Source organism: Kitasatospora sp. NPDC088391 (assembly GCF_044753345.1).
Taxonomy (GTDB): Bacteria; Actinomycetota; Actinomycetes; order Streptomycetales; family Streptomycetaceae; genus Kitasatospora.
This window is the reverse complement of record NZ_JBIVNB010000001.1, coordinates 111,582-138,342: the sequence shown is the minus strand read 5'-3', so window position 1 is coordinate 138,342 and position 26,761 is coordinate 111,582. Positions and strand designations below refer to the sequence as shown.

The 26,761-nt window shown below is 75.1% G+C and carries 21 protein-coding genes and 2 pseudogenes; 14 read left to right on the top strand and 9 right to left on the bottom strand.

Annotation, left to right across the window (positions count from 1 at the left end; translation table 11 throughout):
* The first annotated feature begins 4 nt into the window (after nucleotides 1-4).
* Nucleotides 5-1,591: a prenyltransferase/squalene oxidase repeat-containing protein gene (locus ACIQBJ_RS00570; RefSeq protein WP_400701063.1), complete on the top strand. Its 1,587-nt coding sequence runs from the start codon at nucleotides 5-7 to the stop codon at nucleotides 1,589-1,591.
* 98 nt (nucleotides 1,592-1,689) lie between these two features.
* On the opposite strand, the gene ACIQBJ_RS00565 is transcribed toward ACIQBJ_RS00570, so the two are convergent.
* From ACIQBJ_RS00565 to ACIQBJ_RS00555, 3 genes are all read right to left on the bottom strand, one after another.
* Nucleotides 1,690-2,853 carry a Rieske 2Fe-2S domain-containing protein gene (locus ACIQBJ_RS00565; protein WP_400701060.1) on the bottom strand — a complete coding sequence of 388 codons (1,164 nt, stop codon included), beginning with the start codon at nucleotides 2,851-2,853 and terminating at the stop codon, nucleotides 1,690-1,692.
* A 155-nt stretch (nucleotides 2,854-3,008) separates the two neighbouring features.
* A complete protein-coding gene (locus ACIQBJ_RS00560; RefSeq protein ID WP_400701057.1) occupies nucleotides 3,009-5,405 on the bottom strand; it encodes a phosphatidylinositol-specific phospholipase C domain-containing protein in 2,397 nt (798 codons plus the stop codon).
* Between the two features lie 445 nt (nucleotides 5,406-5,850).
* Nucleotides 5,851-7,296: a hypothetical protein gene (locus tag ACIQBJ_RS00555; RefSeq protein WP_400701054.1), complete on the bottom strand. Its 1,446-nt coding sequence runs from the start codon at nucleotides 7,294-7,296 to the stop codon at nucleotides 5,851-5,853.
* A gap of 358 nt (nucleotides 7,297-7,654) precedes the next feature.
* Between ACIQBJ_RS00555 and ACIQBJ_RS00550 the strand changes: the two genes are divergently transcribed.
* The 3 genes from ACIQBJ_RS00550 (at nucleotide 7,655) to ACIQBJ_RS00540 (ending at nucleotide 11,894) form a co-directional block, all read left to right on the top strand.
* Nucleotides 7,655-9,565, top strand: coding sequence for an APC family permease (locus ACIQBJ_RS00550; protein ID WP_400701051.1), 1,911 nt, complete (start codon nucleotides 7,655-7,657; stop codon nucleotides 9,563-9,565).
* 134 nt (nucleotides 9,566-9,699) lie between these two features.
* Nucleotides 9,700-10,131 carry an STAS domain-containing protein gene (locus tag ACIQBJ_RS00545; RefSeq protein ID WP_400703418.1) on the top strand — a complete coding sequence of 144 codons (432 nt, stop codon included), beginning with the start codon at nucleotides 9,700-9,702 and terminating at the stop codon, nucleotides 10,129-10,131.
* Nucleotides 10,132-10,310: 179 nt separating this feature from the next.
* On the top strand, nucleotides 10,311-11,894 hold the full coding sequence (locus tag ACIQBJ_RS00540; RefSeq protein WP_400701048.1) for a PP2C family protein-serine/threonine phosphatase: 1,584 nt from the start codon (nucleotides 10,311-10,313) through the stop codon (nucleotides 11,892-11,894).
* Between the two features lie 237 nt (nucleotides 11,895-12,131).
* On the opposite strand, the gene ACIQBJ_RS00535 is transcribed toward ACIQBJ_RS00540, so the two are convergent.
* The gene (locus tag ACIQBJ_RS00535; RefSeq protein ID WP_400701045.1) at nucleotides 12,132-13,064 is read right to left on the bottom strand and encodes a pirin family protein; all 933 of its coding nucleotides are present in this window, start codon (nucleotides 13,062-13,064) and stop codon (nucleotides 12,132-12,134) included.
* A 203-nt stretch (nucleotides 13,065-13,267) separates the two neighbouring features.
* Between ACIQBJ_RS00535 and ACIQBJ_RS00530 the strand changes: the two genes are divergently transcribed.
* From ACIQBJ_RS00530 to ACIQBJ_RS00510, 5 genes are all read left to right on the top strand, one after another.
* Nucleotides 13,268-13,681, top strand: a complete 414-nt coding sequence (locus ACIQBJ_RS00530; protein ID WP_400703415.1) for a carboxymuconolactone decarboxylase family protein — start codon at nucleotides 13,268-13,270, stop codon at nucleotides 13,679-13,681.
* Nucleotides 13,682-13,886: 205 nt separating this feature from the next.
* Nucleotides 13,887-15,140, top strand: a complete 1,254-nt coding sequence (locus tag ACIQBJ_RS00525; RefSeq protein WP_400701042.1) for a serine hydrolase domain-containing protein — start codon at nucleotides 13,887-13,889, stop codon at nucleotides 15,138-15,140.
* Between the two features lie 153 nt (nucleotides 15,141-15,293).
* A complete protein-coding gene (locus tag ACIQBJ_RS00520) occupies nucleotides 15,294-15,635 on the top strand; it encodes a VOC family protein (RefSeq protein WP_400701039.1) in 342 nt (113 codons plus the stop codon).
* 100 nt (nucleotides 15,636-15,735) lie between these two features.
* A complete protein-coding gene (locus ACIQBJ_RS00515; RefSeq protein ID WP_400701036.1) occupies nucleotides 15,736-17,277 on the top strand; it encodes an alkaline phosphatase D family protein in 1,542 nt (513 codons plus the stop codon).
* Nucleotides 17,270-18,544 (top strand): hypothetical protein, encoded by a 1,275-nt coding sequence (locus tag ACIQBJ_RS00510; protein ID WP_400701033.1) that lies wholly within the window; start codon nucleotides 17,270-17,272, stop codon nucleotides 18,542-18,544. The genes ACIQBJ_RS00515 and ACIQBJ_RS00510 overlap by 8 nt, the downstream gene beginning before the upstream one ends.
* Before the next feature lie 62 nt (nucleotides 18,545-18,606).
* Here ACIQBJ_RS00510 and ACIQBJ_RS00505 read toward each other — a convergent pair whose 3' ends face one another.
* Nucleotides 18,607-19,137 (bottom strand): GNAT family N-acetyltransferase, encoded by a 531-nt coding sequence (locus ACIQBJ_RS00505; RefSeq protein WP_400701030.1) that lies wholly within the window; start codon nucleotides 19,135-19,137, stop codon nucleotides 18,607-18,609.
* Nucleotides 19,138-19,303: 166 nt separating this feature from the next.
* Entirely contained in the window at nucleotides 19,304-20,068 is a 765-nt protein-coding gene (locus ACIQBJ_RS00500) for an alpha/beta family hydrolase (protein WP_400701027.1), read from the bottom strand.
* Nucleotides 20,069-20,412: 344 nt separating this feature from the next.
* Between ACIQBJ_RS00500 and ACIQBJ_RS00495 the strand changes: the two are divergent.
* A pseudogene (locus tag ACIQBJ_RS00495) lies at nucleotides 20,413-20,568 on the top strand (5'-methylthioadenosine phosphorylase); the annotation flags it as partial.
* Between the two features lie 75 nt (nucleotides 20,569-20,643).
* On the opposite strand, the gene ACIQBJ_RS00490 reads toward ACIQBJ_RS00495, so the two are convergent.
* Both ACIQBJ_RS00490 and ACIQBJ_RS00485 read right to left on the bottom strand, forming a co-directional pair.
* Nucleotides 20,644-20,931 carry a hypothetical protein gene (locus ACIQBJ_RS00490; RefSeq protein WP_400701024.1) on the bottom strand — a complete coding sequence of 96 codons (288 nt, stop codon included), beginning with the start codon at nucleotides 20,929-20,931 and terminating at the stop codon, nucleotides 20,644-20,646.
* A gap of 236 nt (nucleotides 20,932-21,167) precedes the next feature.
* Nucleotides 21,168-21,935: an alpha/beta fold hydrolase gene (locus tag ACIQBJ_RS00485; protein ID WP_400701021.1), complete on the bottom strand. Its 768-nt coding sequence runs from the start codon at nucleotides 21,933-21,935 to the stop codon at nucleotides 21,168-21,170.
* 129 nt (nucleotides 21,936-22,064) lie between these two features.
* Here ACIQBJ_RS00485 and ACIQBJ_RS00480 point away from each other — a divergent pair, with 129 nt between their 5' ends.
* On the top strand, nucleotides 22,065-22,856 hold the full coding sequence (locus tag ACIQBJ_RS00480; protein ID WP_400701018.1) for a DNA-formamidopyrimidine glycosylase family protein: 792 nt from the start codon (nucleotides 22,065-22,067) through the stop codon (nucleotides 22,854-22,856).
* A gap of 23 nt (nucleotides 22,857-22,879) precedes the next feature.
* Here ACIQBJ_RS00480 and ACIQBJ_RS00475 read toward each other — a convergent pair whose 3' ends face one another.
* Complete coding sequence (locus tag ACIQBJ_RS00475; RefSeq protein ID WP_400701015.1) at nucleotides 22,880-23,512, bottom strand: uridine kinase; 633 nt, start codon at nucleotides 23,510-23,512, stop codon at nucleotides 22,880-22,882.
* A gap of 181 nt (nucleotides 23,513-23,693) precedes the next feature.
* Between ACIQBJ_RS00475 and ACIQBJ_RS00470 the strand changes: the two are divergent.
* From ACIQBJ_RS00470 to ACIQBJ_RS00460, 3 genes and pseudogenes are all read left to right on the top strand, one after another.
* Nucleotides 23,694-24,191: pseudogene (locus tag ACIQBJ_RS00470) on the top strand (HD domain-containing protein); the annotation flags it as partial.
* A 242-nt stretch (nucleotides 24,192-24,433) separates the two neighbouring features.
* Entirely contained in the window at nucleotides 24,434-24,724 is a 291-nt protein-coding gene (locus tag ACIQBJ_RS00465) for a dsRBD fold-containing protein (protein ID WP_400701012.1), read from the top strand.
* Between the two features lie 351 nt (nucleotides 24,725-25,075).
* The gene (locus ACIQBJ_RS00460) at nucleotides 25,076-26,725 is read left to right on the top strand and encodes a protein kinase (RefSeq protein ID WP_400701010.1); all 1,650 of its coding nucleotides are present in this window, start codon (nucleotides 25,076-25,078) and stop codon (nucleotides 26,723-26,725) included.
* Nucleotides 26,726-26,761 lie beyond the last annotated feature (36 nt).

Genomic DNA, 26,761 nt, shown 5'->3' with positions numbered 1-26,761 from the left:
CGCCGTGACGACCACCGCCCCCCACCCCGGGCAGTCGACCGTCGACGCCGTGCGCGCCCGCCTCGCCGACCACCTCGCCGACCTGGTCACCCCCGACGGAGCGGTGCCGGGCCACTGCCGGGGACGCGTCCTGGAGACCGCGCTGGCCCTGCGGCTGAGCACGCTGACGGAACTGCCCTGCCCCCGGGAGACGGCCGGGATGCGGCGCTTCCTGACCGGGGTCGCCGACGCCACGCCGCTGGAGCGGGCGTTCCTCCGCCAGGCCCTGGGCGACGCCCTCCCCGAAGGCCCCCGGCGGGCGGCCGAGCTGCTGCGCGGCTTCGACCACCACACCGCCGGGCCGAAGAAGGAACTGGTCGACGTCGTCCTCCGGCTGCTCGGCGCCGACGTGCCGCTGCCGGCCGCGCTGACCGCCCTCCCGGACCTGGCGGCCCTGCACACCTGGAAACGCGTCGAACGCCTCTCCCACAAGGCGATCGCCTGCCACGCCCTCGGCCGCCCGGACCTCCTGCGCCCGGACGAGACCGCCGCCCTCGTCGCCGTCGCGGACACCCCCGGCATCTGGGAGGGCAACATCCTGTCCCGGCTGATCGTGCTGTTCGCCCTCCACGCCTGCGGGCCCGCGCACACCGCCCTCGTCCGCACCGGACTGCGCGGCGTGCTGGCCACCGCGCGGCCGGACGGCGGCATCCCCTTCATCCTCGACTGGAGCGTCGGCGCCACTTCGCTCGCCGCGATGGGACTGGCCGGGCGCCCGGACCGGCCCGACGTCACGGCCCGGCTGGGGGAGCGGCTGCGGGCCCTCCAACAGCCCGACGGGGGCTGGACGTACACGCCGCACTCGGCGCAGACCGACGCCGAGGACTCCTCGTACTGCCTGCAGGCCCTGCACGCCCTCGACCCGGTCCGCCACGCCGACCCGGTCCGGCGCGGCCTGCGCTACTACCTGGAGCTGCAGAACGACGACGGCGGCTTCCCCACCTACCTGCGCGGCAACCCCTCCGAGGCGGCGATGACAGCGGAGGGCGTCGTCTCCCTCGGCCTCGCGGGCGCCGAGCACGCCGACCGGGTCCGGCGCGGACTGCTGCACCTGATCGACCGTCAGCACGCCGACGGCACCTTCGAACTGTCCTGGAGCAGGAGCCACTCCAGCGCGATCTTCCGCTGCGTCCGCGCACTGGGCCTGGCCCGGTCGCTGCCGCAGCTCCGCCCCGAGGTCCGCCCGGCGGCCGTCCGGGCCGCCCGCCGGTCGGTCGACCACCTGCTCGCCACCCGCAACGCCGACGGCGGCTGGGGCCACCTCCCCGGTTCCCCCAGCGACACCGTCAGCACCGCCTTCTCCGTCATCGCGCTGCTCACCGCCGATCCGGCCGCGCGTTCGGCGGCGGGCCGGGCGGCCGCGGTGACCGCGGTCGCCGCCGGCCTCCGCCACCTGGCCGACCGGCAGCGCCCCGACGGCGGCTTCGACTGCGTCACCGACGAGGTCGGCCCCCGCCCCATCCCCTACGACGTCCCCCACAGCAGCCTCGGCTTCGTCCTCAAGGCCCTGAACTTCGCGGCCTCCCGCGGACGCACCCCGCACTACGCGTAGCCGGCCCCCACGCGGCACCGGACGAAGCAGCACCGGACGAAGGGCGGAGCCGCCGGGACACTCCCGGCGGCTCCGCCCTTCGCGCGCGGTACGGGCCGCTACCCCCGGGCCTCCTGGCGGCAGTTGTCGCTCCCGGCGGCCGCCGGGGCCACCCGGGCGGCCCGCGGCGCGGCGGGGTAGAACTGCCGGGCCCAGCGGCGGTACTCCGACAGCGGGCCGTCGCCCTCCGCCACCGGCGGATGCGTCACGTACTTCTTCGTCGCCCAGATCGGGATGTCACTGCCGGTGCGGTCCTCGTTGAAGGAGAAGTCGAGGATCAGCCGCAGCGCCAGCCGGGCCCCCGCGGCCAGCAGCCGCTCCCCGAAGGGCCGCAGCGGCCACGGCCAGGACCGCGGCCGGACCACCGCCGCGCCCAGCCTGATCCGCATCCGCCCGTCCGCCTGCACCGACGGCAGCGCCAGCACCCGCAGCAGCTGCTGCCCTCCCGGGAGGAACATGTCGCCCAGCACCAGCCCCACCCCGTGCGTCGTGACGTGGACCACCAGCGTCAGGTCCGCCAGCCGGCGCGGCAGCGGCAGCCGGAAGCCGGGACGGGGCTTGATCTCGAAGGTGGCGAACGGCTTGACCCGCAACTTCGCCGTGTAGCGGTGGGGTTCGAAGGAGACGCTGCCGTCGATCGCGTCGCCCATCTCGTGGTACGTGCCGAAGTGGCCGAAGTCGATCGGGTTCTCCATCAGCTCCTGCGGATGCCCGATCGCGTCGATGGTGGCGTGCGCCCACGGCGTGAACCCCTCCGTGGGCAGGTCCGGCACCTCCCAGTCCGGCGGCTTCCCCTCCGGGTGGTACCAGACCAGGACCAGCCCCGAGGCGTTCTCCCGCACGGTGAGCCGCTGCAGCCCGATCCGCGGCGGCTTCGTCCCGTACCCCGTCCGCACGCACGCCCCGTCGGTCCCGTACCCGAAGGAGTGGAAGGCGCAGACGAGTTCCTCCTCCTCGACCCGCCCCAGCCCCAGGTGGGCGCCCAGGTGCGGGCAGTGGGGCCGCACGACCCGCAGCACCCCCTTGCGGGTGCGGTACAGGACGACGTCCTCGTCCAGGAACCGCGAGGTGAACACCTGCCCCGGCCCGACCTCGTCGGAGAACGCCAGCCCGAACCACCCGCTCGGATCGGGGATCTGCTTGCCGAACTCCCGGTCCACCGGCGTCGGGGTGTCGATCCGCTGGGCCCCCAGCCAGCGGGAGATGTGACCGTTCTTGATCATGCTGCTCCTCCTCCGAGCCGCGTCCGCCTGCCTGCACCCCCAGTGAGCACCGCGACCACGACCGGCATCAGCCCCCCGGACCCCCCGGACCTGTCTCGCTTCGCGCCCCTGTCCCGCCCCTGTCCCCGCGCCCGGCGGGGACAGGGGCGGAAGGGTCAGAGGCGGAAGGGGTTCCCTCCCTGGGCGGCGATGAGGTACCAGGCGGTGGCGCCGGTGTGGAGGGCGGCGTAGTAGGTGTCGCCGTCCCCGGTGATCAGGCCGTCGCCGGAGGCGGCGTCGATGCCCCTGCCGTTGCTGTGGGGAGCGTCCGCCTGCGCCTTGAGCAGCGTGTCCAGCAGGACGTTCGCCTTGGCCGCGTCCCCGTCCGCGTGGCGGGCGTGGTAGGCGGCCAGCATGTGGGCGGTGCCTTCGAACCAGACCTTGGAGACGTCGACGGGGCTGAAGCTGACGCCGGTGAACTCCCCGTCCGTGGCAGCCGTGTGGGTCGCCGCCCAGTCCACGGCCGGGCTGTAGGCGGGGTCGAGGGTGGCCAGGTAGCTCCAGGCCTGCACGTCCTCGGGGACGAAGTCCTGGTTGAGGCTGACGCCGTCCGTGCCGGTACCCGTCCACAGGTGGCCGTCGGCGGCTTTCATCGACGCCACGAAGTGGAAGGCGTCCGCGGCGTGGCTCGACCAGGCCGGGTCGCCGGTGACGGAGCCGAGCATGGTGAAGAACGCACCGGTGTCGATGTTGTGCTCGGTGGCCTTCCACAGGAGCTGCGTGCCCCCGGCCGACAGGTCGTCACCGTAGCGCAGGCCGCCGGTGTAGCCGCCGGCGCCGCGGGAGTCGGCGGCGTGCGTCTGGATCCAGGTGCCGATCTTCTTCGCGCTGTCGAGGAAGTCCCCGTTGCCGGTGGCCTTGTACAGGCGGGTGAAGGCCATGCCGGCCCAGGCCATGTTCCCGGTGTAGACGGAGTAGCCGCCGACGTACGGCGCGCCGCTCCTGGTGATGAAGGGGTTCGGCTCGTAGGAAGCGCGCAGTCGGCCGTCGGCGGTCTCCGGGTCGTGCTCCTGCGCGTAGCGCAGGGTGTTGCCCAGCACGGTGGCGTAGGAGAGGTCACTGCTCGTGCCGCGCTGCAGCAACGCCATGATGACCAGGGCGTTGTCGTACGTGAAGGACGCCTGGTAGCCGTCCGGGCCGAACGAGGGGCCGCTGAAGTAGCCGCCCTGGTAGCTCTGCGGCACCCGCAGCTCGTCGTTGCAGCCGTAGGCGTCCATGTCGCGCTTGAGGAAGTCGTAGGCGTTCTCCAGGGAGTACTCCGGAGCGCCGGCGAAAGGCACGCCGCCGATGACGACGGGCGGCGTGGTCGGCGTCGTCGGCACGCCCCCCGGAGGCTGCCCGTCGACGCTGGGGTTGTGGTTGACGATGTCGTTGATGAGCGCCCACCCGGGGAAGTCCATCATCACCAGGCCCAGCCGGGCGCCGGCGGCCACGTCGGGCCCTTCCAGGTACTGGGCGAGCTGGGTGTTGACGCCGGGACTGCCGGGAGGGCCGTCCCCGCCGCCCGCGTAGGTGAAGGGAGTCGTCCCGATCAGGAACGTTCCCGCAGCGGAGGTGTAAGTGGTGTACAGCCCCTTGGAGTTGTTCGGGAGATCCGCGTCCGACCGGGCCGCCTGCCGCAGGTTGGCCTTGACGGAGGCCACCTTGTCGCCGAGGGTCGGGTTGTTCCAGTTGTCCTCGAGGCAGGAGCTGTCGTTCCCCGCCGTGGTCGAGGCGCACGGAGCGGGGGAGTTGACGGCGAAGCCCGTGAGCCCGACGCCGTAGTCGCCGCCGAAGGGCCCCCGGTAGTCGGTCAGGACGATGTGCCCCCTCGCGTCCTTCAGCGTGGGGGTGTCGAAGGCATTCCGTGTGACGGAGGACAGATTCGCCGAGGCGCCGGAGGCGATGCTCACCAGGGAGTCCTGCTGGTAGAACAGGCCCTGGTACTGCGGATCGTGCAGGTAGCCGCAGAGGATGGCCAGGTGCCTCGCCTCGGTCCTCGCGCCGTTGTCGGCGTGCCCGTCGGTGACGTCGTCGGGAACCCAGTTGTGGACGCAACCGTTGTCGATCGGTGTGGGCACGCTGTCGTAACAGCCCACCGGCCGCTCCAGACTGCAGGGCGCCGGCACCAGGTGCGTGGTGTCGTCGGTGCAGCTGCCGGCCTGTTCGGTGCACTCCGCCTTCAACCGCAGCATGACGGTCTCGGTGGGGTGGTTCCTGAGGAAGGTCTGGGCCTGGCGCAGCACGTCGTCGAAATTGGCCACCTGGTAGTAGAGGCCGTGGTGGATGGCGAACTTGTTGCCCTCGACGACGCGCATGCGCACGTCGATCGCGCGGATACCGGCGTCCAACTGCTTGGCCAGCGTCTGCGCGCTGTCCCCGTAGTCGTTCTGGGCCTGCACGTAGGAACCGCCGTGGATGGCGAGCGTCTCGTGCGTGCCGGGGATCGACATCTGGGCCAGTGACGTCTGCTCCGGCACCTTGCCCATCCAGTCGGGTGCCGAGGCCGACAAGTTGCTGAACGCATCACTCATGGAACTGGCGCTCGCGGGCGCGCCGGCGATCACTCCGCCGGCGACCACCACGGCCAGCGTCCCGACGAAGGCGGTCAGCCGGCGGACAGCCGATCTGAGCCTCCGCGGGAGACGCGGTGACGTATGCATGGGGATCGATTCCTCTCCTGCAGCTCTGGTGCGCTGGGTGATCGGTCGAAGGAAGCAGCGGGCCCCGCACTCGGCGGGGCGGAGGAGGGGCGAGTCGCGACCTCCCGACTGTTCCAGGACGCACACCACGAGCCGCGGCCTCCTCGCCGCGGCGAGGACGCCGTGGCGGGAAGAAGCGCGGGTGGAAGTGCTCCCGCCGAGAGCACGTGCAGCGTGACACCACCGGTTCACCACGAACGCGGCAGCGGTCCGCACCGGCACGGGCCCGGCGGATGGTCGGCGCCGCCGCTCTCCCACGGGTGCGGGCGCGGCGGGGTCAGCGGTACTCGCGCAGGCGGGGGCGGACGCCGAGGGCGGTCAGGGCGAGGGCGGCGGCGAGGGCCGTCGCCCCGGTCGCGGCGGTGGTGGCGCCGAGGTCGGTGTCGGTGCTGTCGACGGCCCGGTCGAAGGCGTGCTGGTTGATGGCGAGGACGTCGTCGAGGGCGGCGGCGAGGGCGGCGAAGTCGGCGTTGGACTGGCCGGCCGCGAGGCCGGTGTTGAAGGTGACGGCGTCCTTGAGCCGGCCCCGGTCCAGCAGGGCCCGCATGGCGCGGTCGTCGCGCTGGTACTGCTGGTAGGACGTCAGGACCCGTTCGGCGGCCTGCTGTTCGCCGGGGAAGGTGACGTTGCGCAGTTCGGTGCCCAGTTCGCCGCCGAACGGGACGGCGGCGGGGTGGGCGCGGTGCCGGTCGGCGGCGTCCGCCAGGCGGGCGTCGTAGTCGGACAGGGTGGCGCCGTCGAGCCGGGCGAAGGACTGGGACTTGTCGAGGAAGCCCTGCCCGTAGGCGGTGGCGCGGGCGGGGTCGGTGAGGTAGCGGCTCTCGTCGGCGTTCATGTCGTAGGCGACGGCGCGCGCCCGGCCGAGGGCGAGGACGGAGTCGTAGGCGTTGGACTTGGCGGTGGCGAGCCGGTCCGCGGCGCGGGAGGCGAGGGCCGGTCCGGCGAGCAGTCCCGCGACGGTCAGCAGGGTGGCGGCCAGCAGGGGCGGGTTGAGCAGGCGGTGGAAGCGCAGGGTGAGGGTGCGCTGCAGCGCGACCAGGGCGGCCAGCGCCGCCAGTCCGGTGGCGAGGACCCACCAGCGGCCGGTGGCGAGCGCGTCGCGCCGGTCGGCGTAGGTGGCGTCGACGGCGGCGGAGTTGGCGGCGGTGACCTGGTCGGCGGCGGGAAGCAGGTGCCGCCGCAGCAGGTCGGTGGCCTGCCGGTAGGCGTCCAGGGCGTCTGCCGGGGGCTGCCCGGCGGGGGCGTGGGCCTGCTCCTCCAGGAGTTGGGCGCGCGCCACCAGGGCCTCGTAGCTGCCGAGTTCGTCGAGGAGGGTGCGGACCGCGCGCTGCCCGGCCGGGTCGGCGGCCGCGGCCTCGGCGGCGCGCTGGAGGTCGGAGTCGACCTGGGCGCGGCGCTGCTCGTAGGTGTCCAGGGTCTGCCGGCGCAACGCCCCGTAGTCGGGGTCGGCACCCAGCAGCAGGACGTTGGCGGCCTGCGCGTCCATGTCGTTGAGCGCGAAGTACAGGTCGGCCGCCTGCACGGCCCGCGGCCCGGAGCCGTGGCCGATGCCGTCGGTGCCGCTCCGGGCACCGGCCAGGACGGTCGCGGTGACGGCGGCGAAGACCAGGACGGCGGTGAGCGCGAGCGCGGTCAGGGCCCGGACCAGGCGCGGGGTGTTCCACCAGCGACGGGTGAACGGGGCCGGGGAGCCGCCCGCTCCCCTCGATGGACCTGCTGCCATTCCCGTCCCGCCCGTCCCCCGTCGCGGTCCTCCCCCCCGGTGGAGCCGGCACCGTTTCCGGCGGCCGACCCTAGGCCCGGCGCGGTCGGCGGCCCGGCCGCGCTGACGGCTCCTTGACGCCCAACACCCGGATCTTGACGCCTTTTTGACGGGGCCTCGGGGGACCGCGGCGGCGACGGCGCCCTGCACGGGGCTCCGTCCGCACGAGGCTCCGTCCGCACGAGGCTCCGCCGCCCGGGCGTCAGGACCGCGTGAAGACCGCCGCCCGCACCGTCAAGGAACCGCAGCGACCGGCCCCCGCCGCTGCCGCGGACCGGACGATCGGGCTGCCCGCTCGTCCCGCCCCCGGAGGCCCCCGATGCCCGAACCCGTTCCCCCCGAACCCGTTCCCGCCGCCACGCCGGAACCGCCCCCGGCGGCGGAACCCGCCGCCGAGGAGCGGCACCGGCTGACCGCCCCGGGCGGCCTGGCCGCGCTCTCCCTCGACGCGATGGCCTCGGTGGCGTACGGCCCGGAGTCGATCGTGCTGGTGCTGGCCGCGGCCGGCTCGTACGGGCTGGGGTACACGCTGCCGGTGACGGCGGCGATCGCGGTGCTGCTGGCGGTCCTGGTGGCGTCCTACCGCCAGGTGATCGCGGCGTTCCCGGACGGCGGCGGCTCGTACGCCGTGGCGAAGGCGCACCTGGGGCGGCGTACGGCGCTGGTGGCGGCGGCCTCCCTGGTGGTCGACTACGTGCTGAACGCGGCGGTGTCGGTGGCCGCCGGCGTGGCCGCGCTGACCTCGGCGTTCCCCGGCCTCCACGGGCACCGGGTGGGGCTGTGCGTGGGCGTGCTCGCGGTGGTGACGGCGGTGAACCTGCGCGGGATCGCCGAGTCGGCGCGCTGGTTCACGGTGCCGACCGCGGTCTTCGTCGCCTCGGTCCTCGCGGTGGTGGTGGCCGGCCTGTTCCGGGACGCGCCCCTCTCCACGGCCGCGGCCGCCGGGCACGCGTCGGCGCTCGCGGACGGCGCCTCCGGGGTGGGGGCCCTGCTGCTGCTGAAGGCGTTCGCGGCGGGCTGCTCGGCCCTCACCGGCGTCGAGGCGATCGCCAACGCGGTGCCCTCCTTCCGGACGCCCCGGGTCCGCAGGGCCCAGCACACCGAGGTGGCACTCGGCGCGCTGCTCGGCGTGATGCTGCTCGGCCTGGCCGTGCTGATCGGCCGCTTCCACCTGCGCCCGGTCGAGGGCGTGACCGTCCTCGCCCAGCTCACGGACGCCTCACTGGGCCACGGGGCCGCTTTCTACGTCGTGCAGTTCGCCACCGTGCTGCTGCTCGCCCTGGCCGCGAACACCTCCTTCGGCGGCCTGCCGGTGCTGCTGCGCCTGCTGGCCCGCGACAACCACCTGCCGCACGTCTTCGCGCTGCGCGCCGACCGGCAGGTGCACCGGCACGGCGTCCTGTTCCTGGCGCTGGCGTCGGCGCTGCTGCTGATCGGCTCCGGCGGTGACGTGAACAGCCTGGTGCCGCTGTTCGCGATCGGCGTGTTCGTCGGTTTCACGATCTGCCAGGTCGGCATGGTGCGGCACTGGACCCGGCGCGGCGAAACCGCGCGGGCCGCGCTGAACGGCTTCGGCGCGCTGCTGACCGCGGTCGCCGCGGTGGTGGTGACGGGCACCAGGTTCACCGAGGGCGCCTGGGCCGTGTGCGTCGCCCTCCCGCTGCTGGTCCTGCTCTTCGAAGCGGTCCGCCGCTCGTACGCGGGGCTCGCCGAGCGCCTCGAACCGGCCCGCGTCCCGGCCGGGCCGGGCCGGCAGCGCTCCCTCGTGCTGGTCCCCGTGCACGGCGCCACCCGGCTCACCCGGGACGCCCTGTCCGCCGCCGTCTCGCTCGGCGACGAGGTGCGCGCCGTCACCGTCGTCCCCGGGCATCCCGACGCGGAGGACCGCCGGGCGATCGAATCGCTGCGCCGCGACTGGGAGTTGTGGCACCCCGGCGTCCCGCTGGTCGAGATCGCCGACCCGCGCCGCCGCCTCGGCCACCCCCTCGCCGCCCACGTCAACGCGCTGGCCGCCGCCCACGACCGCCTCGTCGTCCTGATCCCCGAGGCGGAACCCCCGCACTGGTGGCTCCGCCCCCTCCAGGACCGGCGCGGCACCGTCATCGCCCACGCCCTCCACCGCCGCACCGACGCCGTCGTCTGCCGCCTGCGGATCCGCGTGCGGCCCGCTCCCGGCGGAGCCCGGGCGCACCGGCCGGGGCGGGGCGACAGCGCGGCTACGACCGGGTGACGGTGCCCCGCGCGGCCGACGGTCGGCTTCTCCAGCCAGGTCGGCGCCCCCTCGCCGTACGGCCCGGGCCGGCCTCACCCGAGGCCGGCCCGGGCGTGTCGGGTCGGTGAAGAGCCGGTACCCGATGCGGGTACATCCGGCGTGTCGCCGTACGGTGGCTCCTAGGGGGCCACCAACACGAAAGGGGCGCCTCCATCGACAACGCGCCGCAGAACCTGACCGTCACCACCGGCGACAACTGGGCCGGACCGGTCCTCCTGTGCGCCGGCGAGATCGACATCCACACCGCGCCCCGGCTCGACCGCCCGCTGCGCCGGGCCCTGGCGGTCCGCCCGGCCCCGGCGGTCGTCCTGCTCGACCTGCAGGACGTCTCCTTCATGGACTCCACCGGCCTCAACAGCCTGTTGGCCGCCCGCGCCGAGGCCGGCCGCAACGGCACCCTCCTCGCCCTGGCCCACCCCGGCCCCCAGGTCACGCGCCTGCTGGAGATCACCGAAACCGCCCCGCTGTTCCCCCTCAGCCCCCTGCCGCCCCGCCCGCCCGTGCCGCGCCGGCCCGTGACCTGAACGCCACGGGCGGGCCGCCCGCACCGGGCCCGGCGCGCCGCCGACCGCCGCCGACCGCTCCACCGGTGCCCCCGTCGCCGACCGCACCGGTTCCGCCCTTCGTCCCAGGACTTTCACCGCCCCGCGCCGGGAGCGGCACCGGATGTTCCGGCGCCTCCCGGGCGTGGCATGCTCGCCGTATGGCGGACCAGCAGGGGCGGACGACACCCCGATCGGAAGACGGCCCGGGCACCGGAGCCGGTCCGGACACGGCTGCGGCCGTGGTCCGGGAGGTGCTGGCGGCGCTGCCCGGTTCGGTGGTCCTCCTGGTGCCGGAGTACGGGCCGCGCGGTGAGGTCGCGGACTTCCGGCTGGCGGCGGCGTCACCCGGGGCGGTGGACATCGGCGGGCGCGGTGCCGGCGAACTGCTGGGCCGCAGCGTGCGGGCCACGTACCCGGGCATCGAGAGCACCGAGTTGTGGCACCACTACCTGGGGGTGCTGGAGAGCGGGGCCGTCCACGAGGGGGAGACGGCGTACGAGGAGAGTGCCGCCGGCATCCCGCACCTCTCCCGCTACCGGGTGCGCGTCACGCGCTGCCAGGGCGGGCTGGTCGTGTCCTGGGAGCGCCTGGACTCCGACGAGCGCGAGCGCCGCCGCCTGGCGCTGATGCAGCGCCTGGGGCGGATGGGCTGGGTGGACCGCGACCTGGTCCGCGGGGAGATCACCTGGTCCGACGAGGTGTACTCGATCTTCGGGCGGGACCGGGCCCTGGGCCCGATGCCGCTGGAGGAGCTGTCCGCCCACGCCGAGGACGGGGACCGCGCGGCGATGGAGCGCGCGGTGGCGGGCCTGCTCGAGGCCGGTGAGCCGGTGGACCTCACCGTCCGCCTGCGCCTGCCCGGCCAGGAGGCCCGCCACGTGCGGGTGGTCGCCGAGGCCGAGACCGACGTCCACGGCATGCCGGTACGGCTGCACGGGTTCTTCCAGGACCTCACCAGCGCCAAGGACATCGAGCGCCGCCTGCGGGAGCAGCAGGAGGCCGCGCTCGCCCAGCAGGGCCAGCTGGCCGCCGAACGCGCCCTCGCCGCCCGCCTCCAGGAGACCCTGCTCCCCAGGCCCCAGCGGAACCTGGACCTGTCCGGACTCACCGTCGACGTCGTCTACCGGCCGCTGCAGGAAGGACTCGGCCTCGGCGGGGACTGGTACAGCGCCGTCGAACTCCCCGACCGCAGCGCCCTGCTGGTCGTCGGCGACGTGGCCGGGCACGGCCTGGACGCGATCGCCACCATGGCCCTGCTGCGCTTCACCGCCAAGGGCATGGCCATCACCGGTACCCCCCTGCCCGCCGTCCTGGCCAACCTGAACACCCTCCTGCTGCACACCCCCGAACGCGACGGCGACACCGCCACCATGATCATGGCGGTCTACCAGCCCGCGGCCTCCCGCCTCACCTGGGTGCGCGCGGGCCACCCGCCGCCCCTGCTCGTGCGCGGGGGCCGGGCCCGCTTCCTGCCCTCCCCCCGCGGCATCCTGCTCGGCGCGACCGCGACCCCCCGCTACGAGGCCGCCACCGTCGACCTGCTGCCCGGCGACCACCTGCTGCTCTACACGGACGGCCTGATCGAGAAACCCGGCGAGCCGATCGACGCGGGCCTGGCCCGCCTCGCCGACACCGCCCTGGCCCACGCCGACAGCCCCCGCTTCCTCGACGACGTCGTCAAGACCCTCGTCGCCCCGCACACCCGCCGCGACGACATCTGCGCCCTGCACGTCAGCCGCTGACAAGGCCGCTGACAAGGCCGCTGACAAGGCCGCTGACAAGGCCGCTGACAAGGCCGCTGACGGGGCCGCGGGCGGGGGCCCGGACGCCTGCCGACAGGCTGATCGGAGCACCGGGCGTCATCGGGCGAGGCACAGGGGAACCGGACGGCGTGGTGACGGCCCGCACGGGCTCGCAGCTCCGGCACGGCATGCCGGGCCCGGCGGCCGCCGTCCTGGACGAACCCGCCCGTTCGCAGGTCAGCGGCGGTTCCCGCGGGGCTTGAGGGTGGCGTTCGGCAGGTCCGGGGCGGGGAGGCGGAGGTCGCCCGGGTAGCCCTGGACGGCGTCGAAGCGGGGGGTGGCGTTCTCCCAGTCGAGGCGGGCCCGGACGATCTCCTCGCCGGTGCGGGCGACGAAGTTCCACCACATGACGATCTCCTCGCCGAAGGGGGTGCCGCCGAGCAGGACCAGGCGGGCGGGCTCGGCGGAGGTGTTGGCGAGGGTGGCGGTGGGGTGGCCGGTGGGGAGGTGGCCGAGGTCGTTGGGGCGCAGCGGGGTGCCGGCGAAGCGGATCTCGCCGGCGTCGACGAGCAGGCCGTGCTCGAAGGCGGGGTCGAGGTCGAGGGTGGCGGTGGCCCCGGCGGGGAGGTGGATCTCGGCGCCCAGCAGCGGGGTGAAGGTGGGGACGGGGGAGGTCTCGCCGGCCAGGGTGCCGAGGAAGACCCGGGCCTCGCCGCCGCCGGGGAGCGGGACGGGCCGCGGGGCGTGGTGGTGGAAGGCCCGGCCGGTGTGCCGGTGCGCGTCGGGCAGGGCGATCCAGAGCTGGACGCCGTGCAGGACGGTGGTCTCCGGGGTGGAGGTCTCGGAGTGCGCGATCCCGTTCCCGGCCGTCATCAGGTTGAGCTCGCCCGGCAGGACGTCCTCGTGGACGCCGTTGCTGTCGCGGTGCCGGAGCTTCCCGCTGAACAGCCAGGTCGCGGTCTGCAGGCCGATGTGCGGGTGCGGCGGCACGTCCATGCCGCCGGTGACGGCGACGTCGTCCGGGCCGTAGTGGTCGACGAAGCACCAGGCGCCGATCAGGGTACGCTCGCGCTGGGGGAGGGTCCGACGGACCGTCATGGCGCGGGCGCCGCCGAGCGGGACGTCCCGCGGGGGCAGGACCTCGGCGGCGCCGTTCCCGGTGGTGCTCATGCTGCTGCTCCCTCCCCGGTGCCGGGGCTGTGCGCCGCGACACCACGATAAATCGTTTCATCTTCAACTATCATGAAACGAACCGTCCGACAAACTACCCGCCCGCAGCGGGACACAACGGGAGGAGAGCCCACGTGACCGAGGTGGCGACCGCGACGGCCCGGGTCTACATCGACAAGCAGCACCCGCAGCCGTTCCGGGCGATGCTCGGCACCGCCGAGGCCGTCCGCGTCGCGGCCGCCGAGGCCGGGATCGAACGCCGCCTGGTCGAGCTGATCAACCTCCGGGTCTCCCAGCTCAACGGCTGCGCCTACTGCCTGGACGTGCACACCAAGGCCGCGCTGAAGGAGGGCGAGACCGTCCAGCGGCTCGGCGTGCTGGCCGCCTGGCGCGAGACCGGCCTGTACGACGAGCGCGAGCGCGCCGCCCTCGCGCTCGCCGAGGCCACCACCCACCCCGCCGACGCCACCGCGCAGGAGGCCGCGTACGCGCGGGCCCGCACCGTCCTCGGGGACGAGCAGATCTCGGCGGTGATCTGGGTCGCGATCGCCATCAACGCCTTCAACCGGGTGTCCATCCTCAGCAAGCACCCCGTCCGCCCGTCGTCCGTGCACTGACGCCCCGTCACAGGAAAGGGCGGCACGGAAAGGGCGGTGCGGGGAGCGGCGTCCGCCGAACGGCCCGGCGCGCGGCCGCGGGCCCAGCGCCCCGCCGCACGAGTGGACTCGCCGACCCGCGCCGCGCAGCGCGCTCCCGGCGCCCCGCGCGGGTGGTGACCTGTCCTGAACAGGTCACCACCCGCACCGGAGGACACACCCCACCATGGCCCGCCCCCGCACCGCCGGCCCCCGCGCCGCCACCCGCCGCCGCACCGCCCGGCGCCTCGCCGTCGCCCTGCTCGCCCTGGGCACCCTCGCCCCGACCGCCGCGGCCGCCGCCCCCGTCACCGGCCCGGGCACCCCCTTCACCCGGCCGATCCTGCAACCCGCCCAGCACACCCCCGACGAGGACTGCCCGCTCGACCCGGCGCTCGCCGCCCGCCTGGACGCGGCGATCGAACAGGTCCGCCAGGAGACCGGCACCCCCGGCGTCACCGTCGGCCTCTGGATGCCCGGCCGCGGCAGCTACGTCCGCTCCACCGGCGTCGCCGACCGGGAGACCGGGCGGCCGATGACACCCGGCCTGCACCTGCGGATCGGCAGCGAGACCAAGACCTTCACCGTCACCGCCGTACTGGAACTGGTCGACCAGGGCCTGCTCGGCCTCGACGACCCGATCGCCCGCTACCTCGACGGCGTCCCCGACGGCGAGCACATCACGATCCGTCAACTCGCCGAGATGCGCAGCGGCCTGTACTCGTACACCTTCGACGACGACTTCGTGCACGCGCTGCTCTCCGACCCCTACCGCCCCTTCACCCCCGAGGAACTGCTCGGCTACGCCTTCAAGCACGCCAACGTCTTCCCGCCCGGCACGCAGTTCCAGTACTCCAACACCAACACCGTGCTGCTCGGCCTGCTGGTCGAGAAGCTCGGACGGATGCCGCTGCGCGACTTCGTCCAGGAGCGCGTGGTCGCGCCCGCCCGGCTCGGGCGCACGCTGTTCCCGGCCGGCAACGAACTGCCCGAACCGTACGCGCACGGCTACACGAACCAGACCCTGAGCGGGGACGTCGAGGACGCCACGCACTGGAACCCGTCCTGGGGCTGGGCGGCCGGTGCGATGATCTCCGACCTGCACGACCTGCACCACTGGGCGAAGACCCTCGCCACCGGCACCCTGCTCAGCCCCGCCACCCAGGCCGAACGGGAGAAGTTCGTCCCCGTCCCGGGCTTCGGCGACGGCGCGGGCTACGGGCTCGGCCTGTTCCGGGTCGGCGGCTGGGTCGGCCACAACGGCTCGCTGCCCGGCTACGAGACCGTCACCGTGTACCTGCCCGAGCAGGACGCCACCCTGGTGATCCTGCTCAACACCGACGTCATCCACGACGGCAACGAGCCCAGCACCCTGTTCGCCAAGGCCGTCACCGAGATCGCCACCCCCGGCCACGTCTACGAGCTCCCCGCCGAGAAGTAGCCCGAGAAGCGGCCCGCCGGGAAGCGGTCCGCCGGAAACGACTCGCCCGGACGCGCCCCGACCCGGCAGGGTCGGGGCATGACCCGGCAGCACGGCGCCCCCGCGCACGGTCGGCCGGAGTGACTGTCGGAGGGCCCGGCTAGGGTGCCGACCATGAGTCTGACTGCAGCGATGATCACGATGGACTGCGCGGAACCGCAGGAGCTGGCCCGCTGGTGGGCCACCGCGCTGGGCGGCGAAATCGCCGAGGACCACGGCGACTTCGTCATCGTCGGGGCGAAGCCCGTGGCGATGGGGTTCCAGCGGGTGGCCGAGGAGCGGCGGGGCAAGAACCGGGCGCACGTCGACTTCGGCGTCCCGCCCGGCACCGTCCTGGCGGAGGAGGTGGCGCGCCTGGTCGCGCTGGGCGCGAGCGTCGTCGGCGAGCACAGCGTCCCCGGCCTCACCTGGGTGGTGCTCCAGGACCCGGCGGGCAACGAGTTCTGCGTCCACTGAGCGACCGGCCCGCCCCGGAGGGCGCGCGCCGCCGCCGCGTCACGTGCGCGACCCCGGCGCGGGGACGGGAGTTCACCCCGGACCGCCAGCATGGGTTGTCATGAGCAACCTCAGTCGCCGCATCTTCCTCCTGGGCGGGCTCACCACCGCGGGCGCCGCCGCGCTCCAACTCCGGGCGACGGCCCTGCCGTCGGCCGCCACCGCCACCCCCTTCCCGTTCACGCTCGGCGTCGCCTCCGGCGAACCCGACGACAGCAGCGTGGTGCTCTGGACCAGGCTGGCCCCCTCACCGACCGACGCGGACGGCCAGGGCGGCATGCCCGACGCCGACGTCGCCGTGGACTGGCAGGTGTCGACCAGTCAGAACTTCACCACCCTGGTCGGCTCCGGCACCGCCACCGCCCGCTACGCCCAGGCCCACGCCGTGCACGTGCTGGCCGGCGGCCTCGCCCCCGACGCCGAGTACTACTACCGGTTCCGCGCCCAGGGGTTCGTCTCCCCGGTGGGCCGCACCCGCACCGCGCCGTCCCCGACCACCGTCGGGCGCGACTTCACGATGGCCTTCGCCTCCTGCGCCCACTACGAGAGCGGCTACTACACCGCCTACCGCCGGATGGCCGACGACCGCCCCGACCTGATCCTGCACCTCGGCGACTACATCTACGAGGGCGGCGCCACCGCCAACGGCGTCCGACAGCACCTCGGCAGCGAGATCGTCTCGCTCGCCGACTACCGCCGCCGCTACGCCCTCTACCGCACCGACCCCGACCTGCAGGCCGCGCACGCGATCGCGCCCTGGCTGGTGGTGCCGGACGACCACGAGGTGGAGAACAACTACGCGAACATGGTCCGGGCCGACAGCAGCCCCGTCCTGACGGCCGCCCAGTGGACGGCCCGGCGCACCGCCGCCTACCAGGCGTACTTCGAGAACATGCCGCTGCGCGCCGCCGCCGCGCCCGTCGGCAACAGCATCCAGCTCTACCGCCGGGTCCGCTGGGGCACCCTCGCCACCTTCCACATGCTCGACACCCGCCAGTTCCGCGACGACCAGGCCTGCGGCGACGGCACCAAGGTCTGCGCCGACGCCGACCTGACGAACCGTTCGATCACCGGCGCCGCCCAGGAGGCCTGGCTGCTCGACGGCCTCGGCCAACACCTCGGCACCTGGGACCTGATCGGCCAGCAGGTGTTCTTCGCCCGTAACGTGAACGCGGCGGGCGCGACGAACATGGACGCCTGGGACGGCTACCGGGCGAGCCGGGCCCGCATCCAGCAGGGCATCGTCGACCGCGGCGTGCGCAACCCCGTCGTCCTCACCGGCGACGTGCACTCCTCCTGGGCCAACGACCTCAAGGCCGACTACGCGAACCCGTCCTCCGCGACGATCGGCGCCGAACTCGTCTGCACCTCCGTCACCAGCGGCGGCAACGGCAGCGCCACCACGGCGATCCCCAACGGGGCGCTCAACCCGCACCTGCGCTTCTACTCCGACCGGCGCGGCTACGTCCGCACCCGGATCACCCCGGCGCAGATCACCGCCGACTTCCGCTCGGTGGCGACGGTGACCGAGCACGGCGCGGCGGCCACCACCGCCCGCACCTTCCTCCTCCACGACGGACAGCCGGGGTTGACCGATGCGTAAGCCCTCCGCGCTCGGCGCCTTCGCCGCCGCCTGCACCGCCCTGCTGGCCCTGGCCGCCCCGGCCGCCGCGGCCGGACCCACCTCCTGGACCACCGCCAACAGCGACGCCACCGGCGACCAGGACACCTCCGCGGTCGCCGCGAACCGGATCGGCGACACCGCGGTGGTCTGGGAGGACGACCGCGACACCACCGCCCCCGACGACGACACCCACACCGACGTGTGGGTGCGGACGTACCGCAACGGCGCCTCGGCCTACGAGCAGAAGCTCTCCAACGGCGGGACGGCGGGCACCGCCTGGCGGCACCTCCAGCCCGACGTCGGGCTCGACGACCGGGGCAACGCCGTCGTGGTGTGGGCCGAGGACCCCGACGGCAACGGCTACTACAACATCGCCTACCGGGTGCTCTCCCCGACCGGCGCACTGCTCGGCTCCGGCCGGGCCAACGCCGACACCGACGGCCAGCAGACCCACCCGCGCGTCGCCGTCGACCCGGACGGCGCGCCCGGCAGCACCACCGCCGTCGCGTTCACCGTGGTCTGGGAGGACGTTCAGGGCACCGCGCCCGCCACCGTCAGGGCCGCCGGGTTCACCGGGACCACCGCCAAGTCCTACGAGGTGACGGTCAACGCGACCGGCGGCGCGCACCACAACCCCGACGTCGCCACCTCCGCCTCCGGCGACGCCCTCGTGGTCTGGGACGAGGACACCGACGGCAACGGCTACTACCAGATCGGCCTGGTCGGGCTGGCCAAGGCCGGCGGGGCCGTCACCCTCACCCGCCGCAGCGCCAACAGCGTCGCCGCCGGACAGCAGCAGCACCCCGCCGTGGCCGCCGACTTCAACGGCGACTTCGCCGTCGCCTGGGAGTCCGACCACACCGGCGCCCGGGGCGTCTGGGCCCGGTCCTTCACCGCGAACGGCACCCCCGGGTCGGCCGAGGTCGAGGTCTCCGACGGGGCCGGGACCGGGGGCGCGGTCGGCAGCCCCGCCGTCGGCATCGACGACCAGCGCGACGCCGTGGTCGGCTGGAGCGTCACCGGCCCCGACCCGGCGGTCCGGGCCCGCGGCCTCAACCCCGACGGCACCTTCACCGGCCGGCTCCCCGTCCGGTCGGTCAGCCGGGACACCACCGGACGGCAGGACCAACTCGCCGTCGCCTCCTCGCCGTTCGGGGCCCTCACGTTCTCCTACACCGACGACGGCGACGGCAACGGCTTCGACCAGGTCCTGCTCGGCCTGGGCGCCACCGCCTCGGACTGGTGACACCTCCGGGGCCGACCCCCGTCGGGGGTCGGCCCCGGGGCGGTGCCGCGGAGGCGCGGCCCTCAGGGGAGGTCGGCCGGGCGGATGCGGTAGACCTGGAGATTCAGGTCGTAGTACTTGGTGGTCTCGCCGACCCAGCGCATCCCGAGGCGCTTGGCGACGGCGTGCGCCCGGTCGTTCTTCGGGCGGGCCACCGCGAAGACCTCCTCGATGTCCTGGGTGAAGACCCAGCGCAGCAGCGCCAGCCCCGCCTCGGTGGCGTAGCCGTGGCCCCAGGCCGCCGGGGCGAGCTGCCAGGTGATCTCCAGGTCCTCCTCGTACGGGGGAAGCGGACGGATGCCGAGCCCGCCGACCACCCGCCCGTCCTCGACGCGCTCCACCGCCCAGCGGCCGCGCGGCGGCAGCAGTTCGGCCTGCTGCCGGGCCCACTCCCGCAGCACGGCGGCCATCGCCTCCGGATCGGCGACGCGGTCCATCACGGGCGTCAGCCAGCGGGCGACGTCCGTCGACCCGTACACGGCCAGCGCGGCCTCGGCGTCGTCCGGTGTCCAGTCCCGGACGACGAGCCGATCGGTGGTCAGCCTGATCCCCATGGGCGGGTCCTCCTCCTCGGTCGGCGCCGTCGCTCGGCGGACGTCTCCCCCCACCGGAGTGTGCGCCCCCGGCCCGCCCGAGTCGAGCCGGGAGGCGGTTCCGCACCAGCTGTCACCGCCCGGTCACCCGCCCGTCGCCCCACCGGCCCCGACCGGCCCCGGAGGGTCAGCGCCGGCCGGTGGCGAGCGGGATGTGCAGCCCGTCCCCGGCGCCGTCCCGCAGGGCGAGCGCGGCGGCGGCCTCCGCGGGCAGCGGGCCGAGCCCGAGCAGGCCCAGGGCGAGCGCGGCCGCGCCGCGGTGCCACTCCCCGGCCCGGCGCAGCAGGGTGTGGCCGCTGCCGTACACCCGGTAGCCGGCCACCCGGGCCCCGTGGTCGCGGGCCCGGAGCGCGAACAGGTCGGTGTCCGCGGGCGGGGTGACCTTGTCCCGGTCGCCGTGCAGCATCAGGACGGAGCGGTCCCGCAGGTGCTCCGTCGGCTCGTCCCGCGGGCACCACGGGGCGAGGGCCACCACGCCGCGCACGCACGGGTCGGCGGCGGCCCGCAACGCGGCCCGCCCGCCCATCGAGTGGCCGATCAGCACGGTCGGCACCGGCCCCAGGCGCTCGACCAGGTCGGCGAGGGCGGCCTCCGCGTCCCGGGCCGCGTCCGCCCGGTCCCCGTTCCAGCCCCGGCAGCGGTACCGCACGGTGCCCACCGCCAGTGACCGGCCCGGCACGGCGAGCGCCCCGCGCTCCACCGCCTTGGCGAACGGGAGCATCCGCAGCCCCGGCAGGTTCACCGCCGGAGGAGGCCCGGCCCCGAACTCCTGCCCGCCGTGCAGCACCAGCACCGCCGCGTCCGGCGCGGGCGGCAGCGCCCGCCAGGACAGCGCCCGGTGCGCCGCCGTCGCCCCGCCGCCACCGGAGTGGACCGCCACCTTCCCGTCCATCACACCCGTCCCGTTCCTGCCACTCGACCAGTGCTGTCACTGTACGCGGCCCCGGACGGGCGGGGACCGGCCCGTGGGGCCCGGGCCGGGCCCGCCTTCCCGGACGGGCGACCTGACTGCTCGTAGGGCGGGGAGGGTGTCCACGGGCCGCGGCCCACCGGCAGAACCGAGGAGAGCCATGCCCGACATCCACTCGTCGCTCGCTCCGGCTGCCGAGTTGGGGGTGATCGGTGGTTCGGGTCTGTACGCGTTGTTGGACGAGGTGGTGGAGGTGCGTGTCGAGACGCGGTACGGTCCGCCGAGTGACGTCCTGTTGGTGGGGGAGGTGGGGGGCGGTGGACGGGGGCGTCACCCACGCCGAAGTACTGGAGGTCTTCGCCCGCAACGTGGACCGGCTCCGGTCGGTCCTGTTCAAGGCGTTGGAGGCGCTGCCCACCACCCGCGACTGCCCCTGCTCCCACGCCCTCGACGGCCTCACCACCGGCCTCCCCTGCCTGTGACCCGGCCTGTGACCGGTCTGCGGCGGGGGCGGGGGGGGCGCCCCGCCCCCGCCCCCCCCCCCCCAGACCGCACACCTATCGGCGCCTCCGGCGTCGGCGGACGCGCGCCGTGACCGTGAGCGCCGCCAGCAGCACCACCCAGGCCGTCATCACGGCCCCGAGCAGCACCGGGGCGTTCAGTGTCACCGCCAGGCCCAGCACGCCGAAGGAGAGGGCCAGGCAGCACGCGAGCGTCACCACGACGATCCGTGGCTTGGCCGCCAGCGCGCGTCGCAGCCGCGCCGTCCTCGGCAGCCGCATCGTGCGCAGTGCGTGCTCCAGCTCCTGATCGTTCCCCAGCTCGGCCTCGATCTGCTGGAGCATCAGTAGCTCACGCGCCGAGAGTGCGGGTCCGTCCATCAACCACCTCCGCGCAGACTGGCGGGGAGGCCCGGCCGTGCCCACCGGCGCTTCCCCGCGTCCCAGGTAGCAACCATGTGCCCGGCCGGACGCCGGTTCTAACCCGCGAACGCCTGCTCGAACGCCCGCGCGTGCGTCGGGATTTCGCCCGCCCGCCGGTGGGGCCGGGCCGGGCCTCTCCACCCGGAGGTCGGCTGTGCTCAGGAAGGCCCGGCGGTGACCGAGGCCAGGTGGGCGAGCACCAGCTCCGCCGTCTCGGCGGGGCGCTCCAGGGCCGGGAGGTGTCCCGCCCAGGGGAGTTCGCGGTGCTCGGCGTTCGGCAGCAGCCCGGCCAGGTCGGCGGCGATCCGCCGGAAGTCCGGGAGGTCGTGGGCGCCCGAGTACACCAGGGTCGGCGCGGTCACGTCCCGCAGGTCGACCTCGACCGGGGTCGGCGAGATCTCCACCTCGGGCGCCAACTGCACCTCGTACGCGTTGCGCTGCATCACCCGGACCAGCGCGCGGGCCGCCTCGTCGGCGTCGGGGCCGAGCCAGGTGTCCACCATCAGCTCGATCGCCTCGTCCAGCTTCCCGGACTCGACCAGGGCGACCTCCAGGTCGTCCAGCGCCTCGAGTTCGGCGCTCGCCTCGTGGCCGGGACGGGCCGGGCAGAGCAGCGTCAGCGAGCCGACCCGCTCGGGGTGCAGGGCCGCGAACTGGAGGGCGACCCGGCCGCCGAAGGAGGCGCCGACCAGGGCCGCCCGCCCGATGCCGAGCCCGTCCAGCAGCTCCACCAGGTCCGTCACGTTGTCGTAGGGGCGGTCCGCGCAGGGGGACTCCCCGAAACCGCGGAAGTCGCAGCGCACCACCCGGTGGCCGGCCGCGCGCAGGGCCTCCCACTGGCCGTCCCACATCCGCCGGTCGCCGACGGAGGAGTGCAGCAGTACCACCGCGGGGCCGTCCCCGGCCACCTCATGCATGATCGTCATTCGGTCGACCCTAGGGCAGGGCAGGGCCGTTGACCAGCAAGTTTCCCAGCCGGACCGCGCCAGGGCGGTGGTGGGGCGGTGGTGGGGCGGCGACGGGGCGGTGTCGGCGGCGGGCGGCATGATGGGGGAGTGCCCGAAGGAGACACCATCTACCACCTCGCCCACCGGCTCGACCAGGCGCTCACCGGCCAGGTCCTGACGGCGGCGGAACTCCGCGTCCCCGCCCACGCCACCGCCGACCTGACGGGCCGTCGGGTGCTCGGCACGGTACCGCGCGGCAAACACCTGCTCACCAGGTTCGAGGGCGGCGTCACGCTCCACACCCACCTGCGGATGGACGGCCGCTGGGAGCTGTTCCGCCCCGGCGAGCGGTGGCGCGGCGGGCCCGCGTTCCAGGTCCGGGCGCTGCTCGGCACCGAGCGCGCCACCGCCGTCGGCTACCGGCTGCCCGTGGTCCAACTGCTGCGCACCGCCGAGGAGCACCGGGCGGTCGGCCACCTCGGCCCCGACCTGCTCGGCCCGGGCTGGGACGCCGCCGAGGCCCGCCGCCGACTGCTCGCCGCCCCGCAGCGCCCGATCGGCTCCGCCCTGCTCGACCAGCGCAACCTGGCGGGGATCGGCAACGTCTACGCCGTCGAGCTGTCCTTCCTCGCCGGGGTCACCCCGTGGACGCCGGTCGCCGACCTCCCCGACCTCGACCGGCTGCTGGAGCGCGCCCGGCAACTGCTGGAGGCCAACAGGCTCCGGCCCGGCCACATCACCACCGGCGACACCCGCCCCGGCTGCGGCCACTGGGTCTACGGCCGGACGCGGCGCGACTGCGTCCGCTGCGGCACGCCGATCCGCACCGCCCGGCACGACCAGGGGCGGGTCGCCCACTGGTGCCCGCGCTGCCAGCGCGGACCGGCCCCGACGGAGTGACGCCCGCGCGGGCCGACGGACCGTCAGGGCCGCTCGACCAGGGCCGGGTGCCGCGGGTCCTCGACCCGGACGGTCAGGTCGGCCAGCGACACCGGATCGGTCTCCTCCCGGTAGCGCTCGTACGCGGGCAGCGTCCACCGCTCCGCCGCGGGCGTGCGGCGGGCCAGCGCGGCGGGGGACTGCGCCAGGTGCACCGTCAGCTCCAGCGGCAGCCAGCGGCCGAGCAGGAACGACCCGTCCAGCAGCAGCACCCCGCGCGGCGGCAGCTCCACGTACCCGGCCCGGGCGGAGCGGTCGGTCACCGGGTCCCAGTAGGAGGGGAGGAGCCGGCCGTCCGCGCCCGGCTCCAGCGGGTCGAGGACCTCGCGCAGCAGCGCGCCCTGGTCCAGCCACAGGTCGTGGAAGGCGTCCGGGTCCTGCTTGCCGTACTCGAAGCGGATCGACGCCGGACGCAGGAAGCCGCCCGCCGACACCCGCTGCACCGGCCGCCCCAGCAGCCGCAGCGGCTCCACCAGGGCGTCCGCCAGCAGCTCGGGCCGGGCCGCGGCCGCGCCGTCGACCGCGACCCGCAGCCGGCGGTCGTCCCCGGCCAGGCCGTCGATCCGTCCGGCCAGCAGCTCGACCAGACGCTCCTGGGAGATCGGGGTCACCCGCACCCGCGACCACCTCCTTCCACCTTCCACCTTCCACCGGTCGGGTCGCTGTCCGGGGCGTCGAGCAGACTGTGCTTCCCGCCGTTCCCCGCCGTTCCCCGCCGTCCCTCGACGTTGCCCGCCGTTTCTCGCCGTTCCCCGATGTTCCCCGACGACCGATCATCCACCACCCCGGGAGCCCACCGTGCCGGACCTGACCCTCGCCGAGGTCGACGCGCTCGCCGACCGCGCCCACGCCGACCAGTACGACCGGATCGGGGTGCCCTACGTCGAGCACGTGCGCGCCGTCGCGGCGGGCCTCGCCCCGTTCGGCGCCGAACGGCAGATGGCCGCGCTGCTGCACGACGTCCTGGAGGACACCCCGCTCACCGCCGAGGACCTGCTCGCCGCGGGCGTCCCCGCCGCCGTGGTGGCCACCGTCCGCCTGGTCACCCGGCAGCCCGGCACCGCGTACGCGCAGATGCTGCGCGGCATCGTCGCCGACCCGGACGCCACCCTGGTCAAGATCGCCGACAACGCGCACAACTCCCGCGCCGACCGCGCCGCCCGGCTCCCCGAGGCCGACCGGCTCCGGCTCGCCGAACGCTACCGGGCCGCCCGCGCCGTGCTCTGGCCGGCCGCCGCGCCCGAGGACGTCCGGACGATCGTCGGCATCGTCAACCCGGACCTGCTCGCCGAACTCGACCGATCCCGCGGCCGGGAGCAGGCTGGAGGAGCAGGGGGAACCGAGGGGGCCGAGAGCGAGGAGCCCAGCATGTCCGGGATGAACGACCGGCTCGACGACAAGGCCCGGCGCGAGGAGGACGACGTCCGCGCCGCCGACCCCGAGGAAGGCGTCACCTCCTACCAGACCATGCACGCCCAGGAGGAGTCCCGGGCCGAGGGCGACCGGCCCGCCGAGCCCCCGCAGCAGGAGGACCGGCGGTGAGCGCCCGCCCGGCGGTCCCCGAACCGCACCGCACCGAGTGGAACGTCCGGCTCCGGGTGGTCGAGGTCGGCGACCTCACTCAGGCGCACGCCGTCCTCGACACCGGCCTCCGGCTGATCGAGGCCGACGCCGAGGCCCACCGCAGCCACCACGACCCCGCCGACCCCGCGATCGGCGAGGAACTCGCCGTCGGCCGCGCCCTCGACGCCCTCGGACGGCAGCTGATCCACCAGGGCTCCGCCGCCGCCGAGGCCGCCGACTCCGGCCGCCGCCGCGACCTTCCCTGACCCGCCCCCGGCCATCCTCGACCGGCCGCGCCGGCCGCCCGTCGCAACGCTAGGATGCGGGGCGGCCGCGCGCCGGACCGGTCGGCGTTCCGCGCGACGACCGACCCCGCACGGCCACCGGCAGCACGCTCCGTGACCGGCGCGACAACGTCACCGTGCACGGACCGACCGCCCTGACGGGCCGTCAGCCGTGCACGGTGTACGAAAGAACCGAATCGTGACTTTCCCGCGCCCCCGCCCCGGAACCCGCCCGGACGGGGACGCGTCACTCACGGTGGCCGTGCACCCGCGCACGCCGCCGCACGCACGACAGGCGCCCCCGGACCCACGGGGGCGACGGGGGTGGAACAGATGACGAACGACCAGCGGCCCACCGGCAGACCCGCGGACCCGCCACCGCAGGACGCCCGCTGGGAACTGCCCGACTACGCGCACGAGCGCGAACTCGGCGCCGGCGCCTCCGGCCGCGTCGTCCTCGCCCACCACCGGGCCACCGGCACGCCCGTCGCCGTCAAGTACCTGCTCGGCGACCACCCCGAACAGGACGCCTTCCGGGTCGAGGCCGAACTGCTCGCCGCCCTCGACAGCCCGCACGTCACCCGCCTCTACGAGTACGTCGAGAGCCCGCACGGCGCGGCCATCGTGATGGAACTCGTCGACGGCATCTCGCTGCGCGACCTGCTGCGCGCCGAGGGCGAGACCGGCCCCGAAGCCGCCCTGGTCGTCCTCAAGGGCTCGCTGCTCGGCCTCGCCGCCGCGCACCGGGCCGGCGTCGTGCACCGCGACTACAAGCCCGGCAACGTGCTGGTCACCGTCGACGGCGAGTCCAAGCTGGTCGACTTCGGCATCGCCGTCCGCACCGGCACCGGCGGCACCGTGGCCGGCACCCCCGCCTACATGGCCCCCGAGCAGTGGGCCGGCCGGGCCGCCTCGCCCGCCACCGACGTGTACGCCGCCACCGCCACCTTCTTCGAATGCCTCACCGGCGCCAAGCCCTACGCCGGCACCACGCTGATGGAACTCGCCGTCCAGCACACCGAGGCCGAGATCCCCGACACCCAGGCCCCCGAGGCGCTCCGCCCGCTCATCCGGGCCGGCCTCGCCAAGACCCCCGAACAGCGCCCGGCCGGCGCCGAGGCCCTGGTCCACGAACTCGAGGCCCTCGCCGGGGCCGCCTACGGCGCCGACTGGGAGGAACGCGGCCGCCGCCGCCTCGCCGCCCTGGTCGCCCTCCTCCCGCTGCTGCTCCCCACCCCGCTCGGCGACGGCGTCCCGCCCGGCGCGACCTCCTACGCCACCACCGTGCTCGCCCCCAAGCCCCGTCCCCGTCCCCGCCTGCGCGGACCGCTGCTCGCCACCGTCGGCGCACTGGTGATCGCCGTCGGGGCACTCGGCGCCGTCGCCGTCGCCGGCGAGACCGGCACCGTCGGCGACCCCCAGCCCGTCGCCGCCCCCCAGGCCACCACCAGCCTCCTCGCCCCCGCCCCCGGCACCCCCACCACCCCGACCCCCACCCCGTCGGCCCCGCCCACCCCCACCGACACCACCTCCCCGACGGCCGACCCCAGCCCCACCGCCTCCACCAGCACCAAACCCCCCACCGCCGCCCCGCCCAAGACCGCCGCCCCACCCACCAGCGGCACCACCACCGCCCCGAGCGCGCCCCCGACCCCGCCCCCGGTGACCACGCCCCCGCCACCCGCGACGACCGTGACGCTGACCAGGGCGACCCTGGACGGGGCGGGCGCGTCCGTCCTCGCCACCGTCGGCGGGAGCGGCCCGGCCACGCTCACCTTCACCTGGTACGACGCGAACGACCGGACGCGCAGGCCGGTCGCCGTCACCAAGTCCGGCCCGGTCGCGGCGGGCAAGCCGACGCCGGTGAAGAGCCCCTTCCCGCTCGGCTGCCGCACGATCACCGCCTACGTGGTGGTGACCAGCGACCCCGCCTCCTCGGCGCCCGCCACCACCGGCACCTACAGCTACTTCTGCATCACCTGACCGGAGAACGACGATGACCGACTCGCCGAACACACC